Annotated in this window: 14 protein-coding genes and 1 other RNA gene; 14 read left to right on the forward strand and 1 reads right to left on the reverse strand. The window is 47.5% G+C overall.

Annotated elements, in window-relative coordinates; genetic code table 11:
• Window positions 1-297: 297 nt before the first annotated feature.
• On the forward strand, window positions 298-2,349 hold the full coding sequence (locus SK066_RS00445; protein WP_320543228.1) for a bifunctional diguanylate cyclase/phosphodiesterase: 2,052 nt from the start codon (window positions 298-300) through the stop codon (window positions 2,347-2,349).
• 138 nt (window positions 2,350-2,487) lie between these two features.
• On the opposite strand, the gene SK066_RS00450 is transcribed toward SK066_RS00445, so the two are convergent.
• Window positions 2,488-3,132 (reverse strand): DNA-3-methyladenine glycosylase, encoded by a 645-nt coding sequence (locus SK066_RS00450; protein ID WP_320543229.1) that lies wholly within the window; start codon window positions 3,130-3,132, stop codon window positions 2,488-2,490.
• Between the two features lie 138 nt (window positions 3,133-3,270).
• Between SK066_RS00450 and speE the strand changes: the two genes are divergently transcribed.
• The 13 genes from speE to recR all read left to right on the forward strand — a co-directional run bounded on the left by speE (window position 3,271) and on the right by recR (window position 17,944).
• The gene (gene speE / locus SK066_RS00455) at window positions 3,271-4,104 is read left to right on the forward strand and encodes a polyamine aminopropyltransferase (protein WP_188778384.1); all 834 of its coding nucleotides are present in this window, start codon (window positions 3,271-3,273) and stop codon (window positions 4,102-4,104) included.
• A gap of 267 nt (window positions 4,105-4,371) precedes the next feature.
• Window positions 4,372-4,815, forward strand: coding sequence for a YwiB family protein (locus tag SK066_RS00460; RefSeq protein ID WP_188778382.1), 444 nt, complete (start codon window positions 4,372-4,374; stop codon window positions 4,813-4,815).
• Between the two features lie 90 nt (window positions 4,816-4,905).
• The gene (gene argS / locus SK066_RS00465) at window positions 4,906-6,585 is read left to right on the forward strand and encodes an arginine--tRNA ligase (RefSeq protein WP_188778380.1); all 1,680 of its coding nucleotides are present in this window, start codon (window positions 4,906-4,908) and stop codon (window positions 6,583-6,585) included.
• A gap of 252 nt (window positions 6,586-6,837) precedes the next feature.
• Complete coding sequence (gene rpoE, locus SK066_RS00470; protein WP_320543230.1) at window positions 6,838-7,395, forward strand: DNA-directed RNA polymerase subunit delta; 558 nt, start codon at window positions 6,838-6,840, stop codon at window positions 7,393-7,395.
• A 452-nt stretch (window positions 7,396-7,847) separates the two neighbouring features.
• Complete coding sequence (locus SK066_RS00475) at window positions 7,848-9,449, forward strand: CTP synthase (protein WP_188778377.1); 1,602 nt, start codon at window positions 7,848-7,850, stop codon at window positions 9,447-9,449.
• Window positions 9,450-9,774: 325 nt separating this feature from the next.
• Window positions 9,775-10,155, forward strand: coding sequence for a response regulator (locus SK066_RS00480; RefSeq protein WP_188778374.1), 381 nt, complete (start codon window positions 9,775-9,777; stop codon window positions 10,153-10,155).
• A gap of 286 nt (window positions 10,156-10,441) precedes the next feature.
• Window positions 10,442-11,296, forward strand: a complete 855-nt coding sequence (gene fba / locus SK066_RS00485) for a class II fructose-1,6-bisphosphate aldolase (protein ID WP_188778372.1) — start codon at window positions 10,442-10,444, stop codon at window positions 11,294-11,296.
• A 221-nt stretch (window positions 11,297-11,517) separates the two neighbouring features.
• Window positions 11,518-12,777 (forward strand): UDP-N-acetylglucosamine 1-carboxyvinyltransferase, encoded by a 1,260-nt coding sequence (locus SK066_RS00490; RefSeq protein ID WP_188778370.1) that lies wholly within the window; start codon window positions 11,518-11,520, stop codon window positions 12,775-12,777.
• Window positions 12,778-13,007: 230 nt separating this feature from the next.
• Window positions 13,008-14,378 (forward strand): transcription termination factor Rho, encoded by a 1,371-nt coding sequence (rho, locus tag SK066_RS00495; RefSeq protein ID WP_188778368.1) that lies wholly within the window; start codon window positions 13,008-13,010, stop codon window positions 14,376-14,378.
• 281 nt (window positions 14,379-14,659) lie between these two features.
• An RNA gene (gene ffs, locus SK066_RS00500) (signal recognition particle sRNA large type) lies at window positions 14,660-14,926 on the forward strand.
• A 291-nt stretch (window positions 14,927-15,217) separates the two neighbouring features.
• Window positions 15,218-16,951 (forward strand): DNA polymerase III subunit gamma/tau, encoded by a 1,734-nt coding sequence (dnaX, locus tag SK066_RS00505; RefSeq protein WP_320543231.1) that lies wholly within the window; start codon window positions 15,218-15,220, stop codon window positions 16,949-16,951.
• Window positions 16,952-16,985: 34 nt separating this feature from the next.
• Complete coding sequence (locus tag SK066_RS00510; protein WP_188778366.1) at window positions 16,986-17,297, forward strand: YbaB/EbfC family nucleoid-associated protein; 312 nt, start codon at window positions 16,986-16,988, stop codon at window positions 17,295-17,297.
• Window positions 17,298-17,347: 50 nt separating this feature from the next.
• Complete coding sequence (recR, locus tag SK066_RS00515) at window positions 17,348-17,944, forward strand: recombination mediator RecR (protein WP_188778364.1); 597 nt, start codon at window positions 17,348-17,350, stop codon at window positions 17,942-17,944.
• Window positions 17,945-18,508: the final 564 nt, after the last annotated feature.

Genomic DNA, 18,508 nt, shown 5'->3' on the forward strand with positions numbered 1-18,508 from the left:
AAATCATATGTAACACTCAGCTGACCGGATACGTGTGATTCGGTCAGCTTTTTCTTTTGAATACCTGTTCATCTATTATGAAATGCCTATAATTAACCGTTGTAATATAAGAGATGATTTAGTGGCTTAGCAGAAAAAAGCATCTGATCGAATCAATCATCCCTGGATTACATCGATTAGCGTGAACAGTATTGCTAAACAATAGCGTTGATTGAAAAAACGCTTCATGCAGATAAGCTTGCTCTCCATATATCACGAGTGGGAGTAACATATCAAAGCTGGCTAAAGGAGGATGCTATGGAGCAGTTAACTCTACATTATAACGGATGGATTATTGGCTTATCGGTCATTATTTCCATCGTTGCCGCCTATATTGCACTCAATCTGGCGAGCAAAGTATCACATAGTCGTGGAAAAAGTAAGATCATCTGGTTATGCTTAAGCTCTTTTGTTATGGGTAGTGGCGTATGGTCGATGCATTTTGTAGGCATGCTTGCCTTCCATCTGGAAATGGAAGTTCATTACGATATAACGCTGACCCTGTTGTCTGCTCTGGCGGCGATTATCACTTCATTTATTGCCTTTGCGTTTGTCGTTAAGCCCAATCCTAAGCTACATGAAAATATTATCGCAGGCTTGATGATGGGCATCGGAATTTCGGTCATGCACTATATGGGTATGCACGCGATGCGTATGGATGCAATGATCGTATATGATAAGCAGTATGTTCTGTTATCGATTGTGATTGCACTCGTTGCCTCCTATGGTGCGTTATTTCTATTCCATCGTTTCCGGAATCAGCCGGATTTTAGCATCTGGAAGCTGAGTAGTGCGGTCATTATGGGCTTTGCGATTTCGGGGATGCATTATACCGGGATGGCAGCAACGCATTTTCACCATATGCCAGGCACGATGGATACTACCACCTTTTCCTTCTCTGCCAGTCAGGTGCTGCTTATTACAGCGGTATCTCTCGTAAGCTTGAGCATTCTAGCCGTATCGTGGGCAGCTGTATTTATGGAGCGGCACTTACTGGAGCGCATGGCATACAGCGATCCGTTAACCGCGTTACCGAATCGTTATGGCTTACAGCGATATTTCGAAAAAGCCTTTCATGAGAAAATGCAGGGAGCAGTTCTATTTCTCGATCTGGATCGGTTCAAGTCGATCAATGATACGCTAGGGCATGATATGGGCGATGAGCTGCTGATTGAAGTGGCACGTCGACTGCGTCAGTGCATGCAAGCCGAGCATTTACCTGGCAACAATCAAGTGTTTCGACTGGGTGGCGATGAATTCCTAATTGCGGCAAGTGAGATTCAGCCGGATCATGCGATATCGCTGGCTGAACGCATCCTGCAATCGATCAAGCAGCCGTATCATTTATCGGGAGATCAGGTATTTGTAACCGGGGGAAGTATCGGGATTGCGTTAGCACCGGAGCATGGCTACGATCGTACCTCGCTCATGCGTGCCGCTGATACCGCGATGTATGTATCCAAAAATGCGGGGAAAAATCGCTACAGCATTTTTAATGAGGAAATGAACGTTCGTCAGCTGCGTCGTATGGGTCTGGAAAATGATCTGCGTCAATCGATGGATGCGAACCAGCTGTTTATCGTATATCAGCCGAAATGGGATTCGCAGCACGATCGTCTGGTAGGGATGGAGGCATTGCTTCGCTGGAGACATCCTGAGCTGGGGCTTGTATCACCGGGGGAATTTATTCCGATTGCAGAGGAAACAGGACTCATCATACCGATCACCTACTGGATGATTGGCGAGGTATGCGAGCAAAATCTAAACTGGCAACATGAATTGAAGGTTTTCGTCCCTGTCTCCGTCAATATGTCAGCACGAATGTTTGAAAATCCGTTATTCGCTGGACGCGTGGAGCGGATTGTGCGACAGAGCGGGCTATCAGCAGAATATTTGGAGCTGGAGATTACCGAGTCCATCGCCATGAACAGTATGGAAGGCACAGTAGAGCAGCTCAAGCATATTCAGTCACTGGGCATGCGCGTATCACTGGACGATTTTGGCACCGGGTATTCTTCACTTGGACGACTGGATGAAATGCCTGTCGATATTATCAAAATGGATCAGATCTTCGTCCGCAAAAGCGATCAGTCCTCCAAGCAAGCGATTGTGAGTACGATCATTGCCATCGCCAGTAATCTGGAGCTGGAGCTTGTAGCAGAAGGTGTGGAAACGGCTGAGCAGGAAGCCTTTTTACAATCAAGAGGCTGTTATCTGATGCAGGGCTATTATTACGGCAAGCCGATGACCGTCGAACAAATGAATGAATGGCTAAAAGAAAAGGTGCTCCACATGCCGCTGGCAGAGTAAATTACTTTGTCTGCGGCTTTTATTTTGTGCAGAGACAAGCGCTGGAGCACCTGTAAAATAGCAACGTACAGAATGGCGATATGAGCAACACGGTCATATCGTTATTGTTGATCCATCGGCTCTGCACGAACCATCTGCTTACGGAGCATCCAGTGGATGAATATAGGCGAGCGGATTGCTGTTTTTGGCGGATACATAAGGATGATCCTTTATATAAAATCGCCACGGCTTGGCAGCATATTCCTCCGCATAGTCGATATTGATGCGCGGGCCGCATTCGATCTTCATCTCCAGAGAATCGCTGGCTTCCTCGAGCCGTAGCGTGCCACCACTCCCCAGTAGCTGGACGCCATTGAATGACTTATCGATATCCAATGCAAGACACAGCTTGCCCGGGCCGTTACAAAGGGTACGTCTACGGTTCAGCGGAACATTGCGCAGTGCCAGCATCCGCTGCTCATCCTTTGTATCCAGCGGCTCTACTGCACGAATAAGCACCGCCTGCGGATCATCCTCGGCACCAGTGACCACATTCAGACAATGATACATGCCATAGATCAGATATACATAAGCGATTCCGCCCTGTCGGAACATCATTTCGGTGCGAGCCGTACGGCGATTGCCATAGGCATGACTGCCTTTATCTTCGGCACCGCCATAGCTTTCCGTTTCTACGATGCGACAGCGAATCTCTCCAGCAGGCGTGATCCGACTAATGATCTGTCCCAGCAGTCGAGGGGCTGCTTCGAGTGCGGGTAATTGAACGATTTCTTGAATGGTCATATGTGCGTCTCCTTTCGCGCTATAGAAGGGCTTTGCTTTTGCAGTCCCCCGGGATATCGCGTATAATTCGAGTGAGTTGGAATGGCTACCTATTAGATATGGATGTGTATAACTATATCAGGAAAGAAGGTCATGCAGATGGAATTATGGTATACGGAAAAGCAGACCCCTGTCTTCGGAATTACAGCGAAAATTCGTGAGACACTTGTGACCGAGCAAACCGAATTTCAAGATCTCGCCATGATCGATACCGAGGAGTTTGGACGCATGCTAGTGCTTGACGGCATGGTCATGACGACGGTTAAGGATGAATTTGTCTATCACGAAATGGTCGCTCATCCCGCGCTCCATACGCACCCTAATCCGAAGCATGTACTTGTCGTGGGTGGCGGCGATGGCGGTGTGATTCGCGAAGTACTCAAGCACCCAGAGGTAGAGAAGGCTGTACTGGTCGAGATCGACGGTAAGGTGATTGAATACTCCAAAAAGTATCTACCCGAGATCGCTGGCGAGCTGGATCATCCGCGCGTCGAGGTGCACGTAGCGGACGGCTATATGCATATCATTGAACATAAAAATACGTACGATGTGATCATGGTCGATTCAACCGAGCCTGTGGGCCCGGCGGCGCCTTTATTTGAAAAGGGCTTTTATCAGGGCATTTACGAAACGTTGAAGGAAGATGGTATCTTTGTCGCGCAGACGGACAATCCATGGTTTAAGGCCGATCTGATTCGTCAGGTTAACCGCGATGTCAAAGAGATATTCCCGATCGTACGCGTATACACAGCGAATATTCCGACCTATCCAAGCGGGCTGTGGACGTTTACTATGGGTAGCAAGGTGTATGACCCGCTGGAAGTGGATGAAGCCTCTATTCCAGAAATGGATAGTAATAAATATTATACCCCGCGTCTACACAAGGCTGCATTCGCACTGCCCAAATTTGTCGAGGATCTGTGTAAGTCTTAACGGATAGATGACAGCTATATTAGATTATGACCAGCAGTTCTGCCGTTTCTGGCTGTGCTGCTGGTTTTTGGTGTCGCCAGGCGCTGTATGAATCGTTATCAGCAGCCGAAGCGTAGATTGAAGTCAGACTGAACTTTTTCAAGGAAATTGCGGCTTTCCGCTGCATATGATGGTACAATAAGAAGGAGTGCGCTTATTGAATTTATCGTGAAAATGTTCTATATTAGCAAGCCAAGCCGAAGGAATATCCGAAATGGAGCTGGACAGATGACGGAAACTAATGAGGTGCGGCTAACGCTGAGAAGTGAGCAGGATGGAGAGGTTGGTACGACGCATATGGTCGGTCAGGTATTTGCAAAAGGCAATAACCTGTACATCCGTTATGCCGAGCCTCCACAGCCGCCTCAGCAAGAGATTCGTACCACAGTGAAAATTAGCAATGACGAGATCAAGATTATGCGTCATGGCGGTGTTGAGTCGGAACAGACCTTTCGTCCCGGTGAGCAATTGCTCGGCTTTTACCAATCGCCGTTTACCCGTTTCGAGATGGAAACCTATACACGGTCTCTTCATCATGGACTGAATGGCATAACCGGGCATATCGCATGGGAATATGATCTGTATGTGCATGAACAGCTGAGCGGACGCTTTAAGGTCAGCCTGCATATTCAAGCCAACGACGAATCTCCGGATCATGACTCTGCATCATAAACGCACCAACGTACCAACTGCCGTCTGGCAGACAGGCGCAGCTCCGAACACTCTATTGTGGAGCTGCCGATACAGGAGGAAAGTGAAACAATGACAGCTAATCCATTGGAACAAAGCCGCAATTCCGTAAAGGAAGCCGTTCGTGCTGCTGTACTGGCAGCCGATATCGTGAGCGTAGAAGACCTGCCGGAAGTTGCGCTTGAAGTACCGAAAGACAAAACCCACGGTGATCTAGCGACGAATATCGCTATGCAGCTAACGCGTATTGCGAAGAAGAATCCGCGCCAGATTGCAGAAAGCATCATCGCTAATCTGGATACTGGCAAAAGCGGCATCGAGCATGCTGAGATTGCAGGTCCAGGCTTTATCAATTTCAAGCTGAACAAAAGCTATCTTTACCCGGTGATTGAATCCGTACACGAGCATGGTGATAACTATGGTCGTATCGCTAAAGGAGCAGGTCAACGCGTGGAGGTAGAGTTTGTAAGTGCGAACCCAACAGGCAGTCTGCATCTTGGACATGCTCGCGGCGCTGCATTTGGCGACTCGCTCTGCAATCTGCTCGATTTTGCTGGCTACGATGTGACACGTGAATACTACATTAACGATGCAGGGAATCAGGTGTCTAACCTGAGTCTGTCGATTGAGGCTCGTTACTTGCAGGAGCTGGGTCAGGATGTACCGATGCCAGAGGACGGTTATCATGGCGAGGACATCAAGGGCTTTGCACGTGAACTGGTAGCGGAAAAGGGCGACAGCCTGCTCTCCATGTCCTCCAGCGAGCGTACTACCTTCTTCCGTGATTATGGACTAAGCAAGGAGCTGGAAAAGATCAAGCGCGACCTGGAAGCTTTCCGTGTTGGCTTTGACATCTGGTTCAGCGAAACCTCACTCTACGAAAATGGTCAGGTGCTTGATGCACTGGACGAGCTGCGTGAGCGTGGACAGATTTTCGAAGAGGAAGGCGCAACATGGCTGCGTACGACCGATTATGGCGATGACAAAAACCGCGTTCTGATCAAAAACGACGGAACATATACGTATCTAACGCCAGATATCGCTTACCACAAAGACAAATACAGCCGCGGATACGATCGCATGATCAATATCTGGGGTGCCGATCATCACGGCTACATTCCGCGTATGAAAGCGGCAATGCAGGCGCTTGGTAATGATCCAGAGAAGCTGACCGTGCTGATTGCACAGATGGTTAGCCTGTTCCAGGACGGCGAAAAGGTAAAAATGTCCAAGCGTACCGGTAAAGCCGTGACGATGGAGGATCTGATGAGCGAGGTTGGCGTAGATGCCGTTCGTTACTTCTTCGCAATGCGCAGTATCGATTCTCATCTGGACTTCGATATGGACTTGGCTGTGTCCACGTCCAACGAAAACCCTGTATTCTATGTACAATATGCTCATGCGCGTATTTGCAGTATTTTCCGTCAGGCAGAAGAGCAGGGCATCGAGCTGCCAGCGCTGTCGGAAATCGACTTCAGTCAGCTGACTACCGAGCATGAGTATGATCTGCTGCAAAAGCTGGGCGAGCTGCCAAACGAAATCGCTGTCGCTGCGGACAACTTTGCACCGCATCGCCTCATTCGTTACGTATATGAGCTGGCATCGCTGATGCATAGCTATTACAAAGCCGAGCGTACACTGACAGAGGATCGTCCGAAGACGCTGGCGCGTCTGGCTCTGCTGGGTAGCGTACGTACGGTTATTGCGAACGTTCTGCGTCTTGTTGGTGTATCTGCACCGGATCGTATGTAATCATCCGCTTGTAAAAGGCGCCGATGTTGTGGAAATTTGCCGCAAATAGGCGTCTGCGAGCGATAATGCCGGATAAATCGTCTATTTTTTGTAAAAAACTTGATTTTTGCAGGCAAATAGGTTTAACTTATCTCAGCATTTTGTATAATGTATCGTATAGTTTAACAATGCCCGTCTCCGGCAGTGCTTTGCTGGCGTTGACCGGAATGAAATAAACAGCCTGAAACTGGATCTGAGAGGAAGTGTCCGTACGTGAGCACACCGCAAGAACTGAAGATCAATCCGGATAAGGTACATGAGATTCCAATGGTGGATCTGGCCTTTGCCGTTTTGAAAAAAATGAATACACCGCTGTATTACCGCGACTTGATGAAGGAAGTAGCTGAGCTACGCGGATATACCGAAGAGCAGGTTAATGAATACATCGCCCAGCTCTACACTGAATTAAACATTGACGGACGCTTTGCCTGTGTAGGTACGAACCTGTGGGGCTTGAAGCGCTGGTATCCGCTGGAGCGTGCAGAAGATCCGATCGCGAATGCGAAACGTCCACGTATCATTAACGATGATAACGACGACGATGATATCGAAGATGATGAGTTCAACAATGATGATACACCGGAAGATTTGGATGAAGATGATGAGATCGAAGAGGACAACTACGATGATGTAGATGAAAACGACGATGACGACATCTATAACGATGAAGAGAGCGAAGAGCTCGTAATCGAAGACGAGGAAGAAGACGACGACTTCGAAGAAGAAGAAGAAACAGAGTACAACGAAGAAGATAACGAGGAAGAGAAGTAATCTTTTCCTGATCCCGCTTGCTCCGGCAGGCGGGGTTTTTTGTTTATAATCAGGCGATTGGTGTAGCATTAAACCGCCGTCTGGATGTGTTCATGATCGTGATAACGCTATCATTTTACAATGCACAAATCTTTCTGCCGATATGTCTTGACACACAATAAGCCGACAGAGTAAACTATTGCATGGGCTTATGAATTAAACCTTTAAACATATAGATATCCAGCGATTAAATGCTGAAATAATAAAAGTGCCCCGTCACTACGGGTGTCACTTTTTTTGTTTTTTAGAGCGATATCCCCCTATGCATGTTGTATAAAAAAGCCTGCAACCGCGTGGATCAGACAGTGGTCGAATCAGCAGATTCGTCCTATCTTGTCGTGCGTGTAGCAGAGGCTTCCCTTATCAATCATGCTGCTTTGAATTTCTGGAAAACCCAATTAGGAGGTCATATTGTGACAAAGTACATTTTCGTAACAGGTGGCGTTGTATCGTCGCTCGGTAAAGGGATTACAGCAGCTTCCCTGGGCCGACTGCTCAAAAACAGAGGCTTGAAAGTAACGATCCAGAAATTCGATCCTTACATCAACGTTGACCCGGGAACGATGAGTCCGTATCAGCATGGTGAAGTATTCGTAACAGACGATGGAGCTGAGACAGACCTCGATCTGGGTCACTATGAGCGCTTTATCGATATTAACCTGTCCAAAAACAATAACGTAACAACAGGTAAGGTTTACTCTTCTGTTATTAGCAAAGAGCGTCGTGGTGAATACCTGGGTGGTACAGTACAGGTTATCCCGCACATCACAAATGAAATTAAAGAACGTGTATTCCGCGCAGGTCGCGAAGCAAACTCAGATGTCGTTATCACGGAGATCGGTGGTACGGTCGGTGATATCGAGAGTCTGCCATTCCTGGAAGCCATTCGTCAGATCAAGAGCGATGTCGGTCGTGACAATGTAATGTACATCCACGTTACCCTGATTCCTTATATTAAAGCGGCTGGCGAAGTGAAAACAAAGCCAACGCAACATAGTGTAAAAGAACTGCGCAGCATCGGTATTCAGCCAAACGTGATCGTTTGCCGTACTGAATATGAGCTGTCTGAAGATATGAAAGCCAAAATCGCACTGTTCTGTGATATCGATGCGAATGCAGTTGTAGAATGCCGTGACGCATCCTCCCTGTACGAAGTTCCATTGAACCTGCGTAATGAGGGTCTGGATGATATCGTAGTGAATCACCTCAAGCTGAGTGCTCCTGCACCAGATATGAGCGAGTGGGAAGCACTGCTGAACCGTATTCAGCATCTGGAGAAAACAGTCGAAATCGCGATTGTTGGTAAATATGTAGCGCTGCATGATGCATACCTGAGCGTAGTGGAATCCCTTTCCCATGCCGGTTACCATGCGAATGCTGATGTGAAGCTTCGCTGGGTCGATGCAGAAGAGCTGACCGATGAGAACGTCGCTGAAAAGCTTGGCGGTCTGGGTGGTATCCTGGTTCCAGGCGGCTTCGGTGATCGCGGTATTGAAGGTAAAATCAGTGCGATTCGTTATGCGCGCGAGCACAAAGTACCATACTTCGGTATCTGTCTCGGTATGCAAGTATCCGTTATCGAGTATGCACGTGCATTTGCAGGTATGAACGGTGCGAATAGCTCCGAGATCAATCCAGCTACACCATATCCGGTTATCGACCTGCTGCCAGAGCAGAAGGATATCGAGGATCTGGGCGGCACCATGCGTCTTGGACTGTATCCATGTAAGCTGCAACCAGGCTCCCTTGCCATGGAATGCTATGGTGAAGAGCTTGTATACGAGCGTCACCGTCACCGGTACGAGTTCAACAACCAGTACCGTGAGCAGATCGAAAGTGTTGGTATGAAAATTTCCGGTACATCTCCAGATGGTCGTCTGGTTGAGATCGTGGAAGTGCCAGATCATCCGTGGTTCCTGGCTGTACAATTCCATCCGGAATTTACTTCCCGTCCAAACCGTCCGCAACCATTGTTCCGTGAGTTCGTGAAAGCTTCCATCGAACACCAGGGCTAAAAGAAGCGCCGGGTTTACGATTATAAGGTTAAATTGCATTTTGCGCAACCACCCGTATAGGAAACATAGATACGGGTGGTTTTTATTTGTGCCAGATCATCGTTTCTAAACACGATGAGTCCAATCCTATATATAAGGAAAGCATCGCTACATACACTGTCTAATTTTTCATACTAAGGAAGGATTCGGGGCTTGGATGGCGAATGTAATCAACCATGTCTGTACACGCTTTAGATCAAGTGACCGTGGCAGCTCGTCATCACTTCTGCATATCCATACCAGCACTAATGAAACTGATTAGCATCGAAGAAGGGAAAGGTGACAGATGGAACAGAAAAAAATACTAATCGTAGATGATCAGAATGGAATTCGCCTACTTCTTGTCGAGTTATTTTCTAATGAGGGCTATGACATGTTTCAGGCTGCCAACGGCAAGGAAGCACTGAATATTGTAGAGCAGCATGTACCGGATCTCGTACTGCTCGATATGAAAATTCCAGGCATGGATGGTCTGGAGATTTTGCGCCATATCAAGCAGACACATCCACATATCCATGTCATTATGATGACAGCGTATGGAGAGCTGGATATTATCCAGCAGGCAAAGGATCTGGGCGCACTGAGCCATTTTACCAAGCCTTTTGATATTGATGAAATGAGAGAAGCGGTCGACCGCTGTCTGCGTGGCAGCAGTGTAGATCACTAAACGACAGGACGATCCGATTGGATCGTCCGTTTTGATATACAATGTCTGCGAGCGTATACACGACCATGCGATTTTGATGTGAAGCTACCTCGGTTTACATAAATCACATGACTTCAGTAAGGTAAAAGGTCACATAAATCGTGATAAAATGGCGTAAATATGCACAAATTGTTTGTTTAGCATTTAAAGCGGGTTGTGTTATAATAGGCACGTATGCAGTAGCGGCTTACACAATATGGGACATACTGGATAGGATGTGCCCAACATATTTGAGGAGGATGTCATTATGCCATTAGTATCTATGACAGACATGCTGAACAAAGCACTTGAAGGAAAATACGCAGTTGGTCAATACAACATCAACAACCTGGAGTGGACACAAGCGATCCTGGGCGCAGCGGAAGAAGAAAAATCCCCAGTTATTCTTGGTGTATCTGAAGGTGCAGCTCGTCACATGGGCGGCTTCACTACTGTTGTAAAAATGGTAGAAGGTCTGCTGCACGACATGAAAATCACTGTTCCAGTTGCAATCCACCTCGATCACGGTTCTAGCTTTGACAAATGTAAAGAAGCAATCGATGCTGGCTTTACTTCCGTTATGATCGATGGTTCCCACCACCCAATCGAGGAAAACATCGAAATGACGAAAAAAGTCGTTGAGTATGCTCATTCCAAAGGCGTTTCCGTTGAAGCTGAAGTTGGTACAGTAGGCGGACAGGAAGACGACGTAATCGGCGGTATCATGTACGCTGACCTGGACGAGTGCGTACGCATCGTTAAAGAAACAGGTATCGACACACTGGCACCAGCACTGGGTTCCGTACACGGTCCTTACCATGGCGAGCCTAACCTGGGCTTCAAAGAAATGGAAGAAATTCGTGATGCAGTAAAACTGCCACTCGTACTGCACGGTGGTACAGGTATTCCTAAACACGACATCGACAAAGCGATCTCCTTGGGTACGTCCAAAATCAACGTAAACACAGAGAACCAAATCGCATTTGCAAAAGTTGTTCGTGAAGTACTGGCTGAGAAACCAGATGCTTACGATCCACGTACATTCATCGCTCCAGGTCGTGAAGCGATCAAACAAACCGTAATCGGCAAAATCCGCGAGTTCGGTACAAGCAACAAAGCGTAATTCGCTTTTTGAGTTAGCTTGGTGTATATTACAGTATGCAGAAGTTAAAACAAGACGATTTATCGCAATGAACGTAACTTTTATGCACTAGATGCGTTGAATTAAATAGGTTGAACATGGGAAGTACACCGCTCAGACGGTGTCTTTCCATTTTAACCGCCAAAAATGCCAATATGTATCGTTTTATCGGCTGCAAAATACGTAGGGGGATACTAAGCTTTATGGAAAAATTGATGATCAGCGGCGGAAGTCCGTTGCAGGGAACTATCACCATCAGTGGTGCGAAAAACAGCGCCATTGCGCTTATTCCTGCGGCATTGCTCGCCGAATCGGAAGTTGTGCTGGATAATTTGCCACTTCTGAGCGATGTGGCGGTTTACGCAGAAATACTAGAGAATCTTGGCGCAACCGTAAGCTGGAACGAGCTGGACAACCAGATGCGTATTGATCCAAGTGACGTACGTTCCATCCCAATGCCCAATGGGCCTGTCAAAAAACTCAGAGCATCCTATTATATGATGGGAGCACTGCTTGGTCGTTTTGGAGAAGCTACGATCGGCTTGCCAGGTGGCTGTAACTTTGAGCCTCGACCAATCGATCAACATATCAAAGGTTTTGAAGCGCTGGGCGCAACGGTAACGAATGAGCATGGTTCGATTCATTTATATGCAAAAGAGCTTCGCGGTGCGAAGATTTATTTGGACGTAGCCAGTGTAGGCGCGACCATCAACATTATGCTGGCGGCAGCAAGAGCCAAAGGCCATACAATTATTGAAAACGCGGCGAAAGAGCCTGAGATTATAGATGTTGCAACATTACTGAACGCCATGGGTGCCGTGATTAAGGGTGCCGGAACCGAGACCATTCGTATTGAAGGCGTCTCTGAAATGCATGGCTGCAAACACTCCATTATTCCTGACCGTATTCAGGCAGGTACGTATATGATCGCAGCAGCGGCAACACGCGGCGATGTGATTATCGACAATGTCATTCCCAAGCATCTTGAGGCATTAACAGCAAAGCTGCTGGAAATGGGTGTGCATGTGGATGAGCTGGATGAAGGCATTCGTGTTATCGGTAAATCGACTTACACGCATGTCGATGTCAAAGCATTGACCTATCCGGGCTTTGCGACTGACCTTCAATCACCGATGACGAGCTTGCTCACACAAGCACAAGGGGTTAGTGTACTGAGCGATTTTGTGTACAGTAGCCGCTTTAAGCATGTGCCGGAGCTGGCGCGCATGGGCGCCAAGATTAAGGTAGAAGGACGTTCTGCTATCATTGAGGGCGGACCGCTGAATGCAGCTAAAGTGAAGGCAACGGATTTGCGTGCAGGTGCTGCACTGGTCATTGCTGGCTTGACGGTGCCGGAAGGCGTGACAGAAGTATCTGGTGTTGAATTTATTGATCGGGGTTATGACCATCTGGTTGATAACCTGCGCCATCTCGGTGCCAATGTTTGGAGAGAGATGCTGTAGCCTTCAGCATCTTTCCATTATGATTGTTCCTCTTACCCCTGGGGGAGAATTCATTTGTATTTTGCAAAATACATACCTCTTGAATATCTCCTCCCAACAATGGGTAATGCTATCCTATGAATGGATTCAGAACGTATCCACTCCTGACGATTCAACCTTCTGATTGATTCCCAACATCTTCCATCACTTGTCTTAACACTCCCGACTAAAATTGAATAGGTGGTTATGGTATGGATTTACAAATTTCCGATCTGGAAGAAATGAAGCTGACAGATCTGTACAAGCTGGCCAAGCAGTATCAGATTCCGTATTACGGACAGCTTAAGAAAAAAGAATTAATTTTTGCGATTTTGCGTGCACAGGCAGAGCGTAGCGGCTTGATGTTTATGCAAGGTGTACTGGAAATTTTGCCTGAGGGCTATGGTTTTTTACGACCAATCAACTACCTGCCAAGTGCTGAAGATATTTATATCTCTGCTTCTCAGATTCGTAAATTCGATCTGCGTACAGGTGACCTGGTGTCCGGTAAATGTCGAGCACCAAAAGAAAACGAACGCTATTTCGGCTTGCTGCAAGTCAATGCGGTAAATGGCACCAGCCCGGAGCAAGCGGCAGAACGTCTGCACTTCCCGGCGCTCACCCCTCTCTACCCACAAAAGAAACTCGTGCTTGAAACAGCTCCTAATAAATTATCCACTCGCATTATGGATGTTCTCGCTCCTGTAGGTCTTGGACAGCGTGGTCTGATTGTAGCACCGCCCAAAGCAGGTAAAACACTGCTACTCAAAGAGATCGCGAACAGCATTTCCGAAAACAACCCGGAGATTGAACTATTCGTGCTGCTGATCGACGAGCGTCCGGAGGAAGTAACGGATATGCAGCGTTCGGTTAAAGGTGAAGTGGTGGCTTCTACATTTGATGAATTGCCGGAAAATCATATCAAGGTAGCTGAGCTTGTGCTGGAGCGTGCTCTGCGTCTGGTCGAGCATAAAAAGGACGTTGTTATCCTGATGGACAGCATCACTCGCCTTGCGCGTGCATATAACCTCGTCATTCCGCCATCGGGACGTACGCTCAGCGGTGGTATCGACCCTGCGGCGTTCCATCGTCCAAAGCGCTTTTTTGGTGCGGCTCGTAATGTGGAGGAAGGTGGTAGCCTGACAATTCTGGCAACCGCATTGATCGATACCGGCTCTCGTATGGACGATATCATTTACGAGGAGTTCAAAGGTACAGGTAATATGGAGCTGCATCTGGATCGCAAGCTGTCCGAGCGCCGTATTTTCCCTGCGATCGATATTCGTCGCTCCGGCACACGTCGTGAGGAGGATCTGCTGGCGAAGGAAGAACTGGACACGATCTGGCATATCCGCAAAAATATGAACGAAACGCCCGACTTCGTCGAAGGCTTCCTGAAAAAGCTGCGTAACTCCAAAACCAATCAGGAATTCCTGGCATCGTTCGATATCACTGAGGAAGGCAAGACCACATCCGGTTCTGCCAACGGCTCCAACGCGAAAAAGCCAGCATCCTCTGGTGGCACATCAGGTACCGGACGACGTACCACTCGTTCCACCGCTACATCGGCAACGACGAACTAAACTTACTGTGTCGTTGGAAAAGCACAAGCAATAGGTCTATCCGCTATCAAGCTTACAGATATAAGAACTGTAGTATCGCCAGTCTCGCTTATTCACTTTTTGTATCTGTAGGGAGTGATGCTGGAGCATGAATGAGGACTGAACAGGTCGACTTATTGATTACTCATTGACACTCTATACGTTAGCGGTATCTCGACATTTGCCGTATGCTTGGTGTCTTGTCCTGCCAGTTCGATATAACGGTTGCAAATGCATGCTAATCCCGGTATAATTATATAATGCCGTGCTAGATGGGGAGGTAGCGGTGCCCTGTAACTCGCAATCCGCTGTAGCGAGATTGAATTCCTGTCCTAGGTATTGTCGATGTGAGGCAGGTATCTGAGCTCAGTGTTGACGGGTGGGTCCTTCGCAAGGAACTCCTGTGAACCTGGTCAGGTCCGGAAGGAAGCAGCCATAAGCAGTTTCGTTCTTGTGCCGAGGGAGTGCCTACCCTGAGCTGTTGCTCAGAAGAACCGTTCGGATCGCAATTATCGAAGACAGGTGCACGGTATATAATACAGCATATTCAAAACACCTTTTGCACATTGCAGGGGTGTTTTTTTGCTTGTTAAAAGGGCTGTTTCGGTTTTGTTAAAGGCCGACTTATAGTATAATAAAGAGCAGGATATAACGCTTTGTCATCGCCTTATGAAGAGGCGAGCAGAAGCTTGATGTATAGGCTGATTACAGGGCAAAGCCTAATTTCTATCGTATTTTTGATTTTCAAGCAGGGGGTACAGGGAAAAAGGCTTTTGCATAGCAAAAGAACGTACCTCGATATGCAGAAGGAAGGTAAGCAAGTGGAACACATCGCACTTTATCGTGCTTGGCGGCCGCAGTCGTTTCAGGACATGGTAGGACAGCAGCATATCATTCAGACACTGCAAAATGCCATTCGGGAAGAGCGTATTTCACATGCGTACCTGTTTAATGGTCCCAGAGGAACAGGGAAAACGTCAGCAGCCAAAATACTGGCAAAGGCGATTAACTGTGAAAAAGGCCCTTCCGTTGAGCCGTGTAACGAATGTGAAACTTGCAAAAGGATCACTTCGGGCAATATTATGGACGTGCTGGAGATTGACGCCGCATCCAACCGTGGTGTGGAGGAAATTCGGGATCTGCGGGAAAAGGTAAAATATGCGCCTACCGAAGTTCGGCGCAAAGTATATATCATCGATGAGGTCCACATGCTGACGACGGAGGCGTTCAATGCGCTGCTGAAGACGCTGGAAGAGCCGCCAGGGCATGTGGTCTTTATTCTGGCAACAACCGAGCCTCACCGTCTGCCAGCAACGATCATTTCGCGTTGCCAGCGTTTTGACTTCCGCAGAGTATCATTGCAGGAGCAGGCACAGCGTCTGGAGCTAATCGCTTCTCAGGAAGGAATGGAGGCGGACCCAGATGCACTGGAGTATATCGCACGTCTATCGGATGGCGGTATGCGTGATGCGCTAAGTATTCTCGACCAGGTATCTGCTTTTACCGAGGGTAAGATCACCTATCCGCAGGTGTTACAAATGACCGGAGGCATTGCTTCCGAGCAATTTGCCGAGCTGGCGACCGCATTACTGCAAGGCGATGTAGGACGGGTACTGCAAATGGTCGAGTCGTTTATGCAGGAGGGCAAGAGCGCAGAGAAATGTATGGAGAATCTGCTGTATTATTTCCGTGATGTGCTTATGATCAAAATGATCCCGAATGCAGGCGACCTGACCGAGCGGATGCTCAATCCGGATAATTTCCGCGACACAGCGTCCGCATTTAGCCGGGAGCAGCTATTTGCTATTATCGATACGCTCAATCATTACCAGACAGAAATGAAGTATGCGACACAGCCACAGATGCTATTTGAGGTAGCACTGCTCAAGCTGAGCGGCTTGTCGAGTCAAGGTGGCGCAGTTGCTAGTGATGCAGGTATGAGCACGACTGCACAACCAGCTGCCGCTGATGAGGTTCGTCAGCTCAAGCAACAATTAGCAGCACTGGAGCAAAAGCTGGAGAAGGCGATCAAAGCTGGTGGTGTAGGTGGCGATTCATCGGGTAATAGTGCTCCAGCAGGAAGACGCGCTCCAGCGCCTCGTATTTCATCAACGGCGAAGATCCCGTCACAGATGAACCAGTATGTCGCTAACCGAACGCATGAGGACTTTACCCGCGTTTTTGGCTCATGGAGCAAGGTGCTGCAACGAGTGAAGGAAGTCAAGGTGACGATTCATGCCTGGTTTGTGAACTGTGATCCGGTATCGATCCATGAGGATGCTATTCTAGTAGCGTTCAAGCATGATATGCACCGGGAAACGATTGAGAAGGCAGCGAACCGTCAGGTTGTAGAATCTGTACTGGAGGAAGTACTGGGTAGTCCGTATCGACTCGTTACGATGATGCAAAAGGACTGGCTGGAAGCAATCGAAGGTACAAGTGAGCAGCCTGGCGAAGAACTCAAGCTAGAACATGAGCAAGAAGACAAGGGCGAAGCGTTGGTGGATGAAGCGATTCAGCTGTTTGGCGAAGAACTCATTGTCATTAAAGAATAATACAATAACCATTTGACCAGAGGAGATGATCGTAATGGGTAACATGAACCAGATGATGAAGCAGGTAAAGAAAATGCAGGAGCAAATGCTCAAAGCACAGGAAGAGCTGGGCACTAAAACAGTTGAAGGTACATCCGGTGGCGGCGTTGTTTCTGTTGAAGTAAACGGACACAAAAAAGTACTGGCTATCAACATCAAGCCAGAAGCAGTAGATCCAGACGATGTAGAAATGCTGCAAGATTTGGTGATGGCAGCTGTTAATGATGCAATGACTAAAGCTGAAGAGCTAGCCAACAAAGACATGGGCAAATTCACAGGCGGAATGAACATTCCAGGCCTGTTCTAAAATTATAGATCGGCATTCACCAATGACCGGTCTCAAAGGAGATCGCTGTATTGTACTATCCCGAACCGATTGCCAAGTTGATCGATGCTTTTACGCACCTGCCAGGGGTTGGACCGAAGACAGCAGGGCGATTGGCGTTTCACGTACTGCGTATGCAGGAGGACGATGTGATCGATTTTGCCAAAGCCCTGGTCAATGTGAAGCGCAATCTTCATTATTGCTCGGTCTGCGGTAATATTACCGATGCAGACCCTTGCCAGATCTGTCAGGACAAGACACGTGACGCCTCAGTCATTTGCGTTGTGCAGGAGCCTAAGGATCTGGTGGCAATGGAGCGTACCAAAGAATTCAACGGCTACTATCATGTATTGCATGGCGCAATTTCACCGATTGAAGGGATTGGACCAGAAGAGATCAAGCTCAAGGAGTTATTGAACCGCCTTAGTGATGAGCGGGTGCAGGAGCTTATTCTGGCGACCAACCCGAATATTGAGGGAGAAGCGACAGCTATGTACATTTCCAGACTTGTAAAGCCGTTTAACCTGAGAGTGACTCGTATCGCTCATGGTCTGCCTGTCGGCGGCGATCTGGAATATGCAGATGAAGTAACCTTGTCCAAAGCACTGGAAGGACGACGTGAGCTATAAAGGCGAGCTGTAATTGTTCAGGCTTTGCGATCGTATACGAGTGCGAGATCATTCAGATCAGTTATGACACTGCATGGTATTGAATGTTCTCAACACCAAATGTATAAAATAGGTGCATAAAAATCAGATTGCTACTGATAAGCAGTGAGTGGAAGTATATAACGAATTGCTTATTCACCCAGAGAGGATACGTTAACGCGTATCCTCTTTTTTATGGCATTACATGCTCCCAAACAAAATAAAAATTGAAAACAAGCTGGCGCCGATATCCAACCAACACCGATATCAATCAATAACAGTAGGATAACTTACAATCAAGCAGCCTGAAACGATAAAGATAAACTAATAAACAAGGTAGTAAAGGTAGTAGCAGCAGAAAAGTGAAGTGATACAGACAGATAAGCCACGATATAGCTTGACCTTCGTACAGAATTCCCACAATACATTACGTTATACACGAATGAATAGCCTTCAATAAAGATTGATTAATTTAGGAATTGACGAGTGCTAAATGAACATGCTATATTAATCAACGGTCATTATTTTATGACCTGAGCAATGAAT

The organism is Paenibacillus hunanensis, from assembly GCF_034055775.1.
Taxonomy (GTDB): Bacteria; Bacillota; Bacilli; order Paenibacillales; family Paenibacillaceae; genus Saccharibacillus; species Saccharibacillus hunanensis.

Excerpts from the sequence above, each read along its gene's own strand:
- speE (WP_188778384.1), top strand. The coding sequence starts at position 3,271 with ATGGAATTATGGTATACGGAAAAGCAGACCCCTGTCTTCGGAATTACA.
- SK066_RS00510 (WP_188778366.1), top strand. The coding sequence starts at position 16,986 with ATGGGTAACATGAACCAGATGATGAAGCAGGTAAAGAAAATGCAGGAG.
- fba (WP_188778372.1), top strand. The coding sequence starts at position 10,442 with ATGCCATTAGTATCTATGACAGACATGCTGAACAAAGCACTTGAAGGA.
- SK066_RS00480 (WP_188778374.1), top strand. The coding sequence starts at position 9,775 with ATGGAACAGAAAAAAATACTAATCGTAGATGATCAGAATGGAATTCGC.
- SK066_RS00445 (WP_320543228.1), top strand. The coding sequence starts at position 298 with ATGGAGCAGTTAACTCTACATTATAACGGATGGATTATTGGCTTATCG.
- SK066_RS00460 (WP_188778382.1), top strand. The coding sequence starts at position 4,372 with ATGACGGAAACTAATGAGGTGCGGCTAACGCTGAGAAGTGAGCAGGAT.
- argS (WP_188778380.1), top strand. The coding sequence starts at position 4,906 with ATGACAGCTAATCCATTGGAACAAAGCCGCAATTCCGTAAAGGAAGCC.
- rho (WP_188778368.1), top strand. The coding sequence starts at position 13,008 with ATGGATTTACAAATTTCCGATCTGGAAGAAATGAAGCTGACAGATCTG.
- SK066_RS00490 (WP_188778370.1), top strand. The coding sequence starts at position 11,518 with ATGGAAAAATTGATGATCAGCGGCGGAAGTCCGTTGCAGGGAACTATC.
- SK066_RS00450 (WP_320543229.1), bottom strand. The coding sequence starts at position 3,132 with ATGACCATTCAAGAAATCGTTCAATTACCCGCACTCGAAGCAGCCCCT.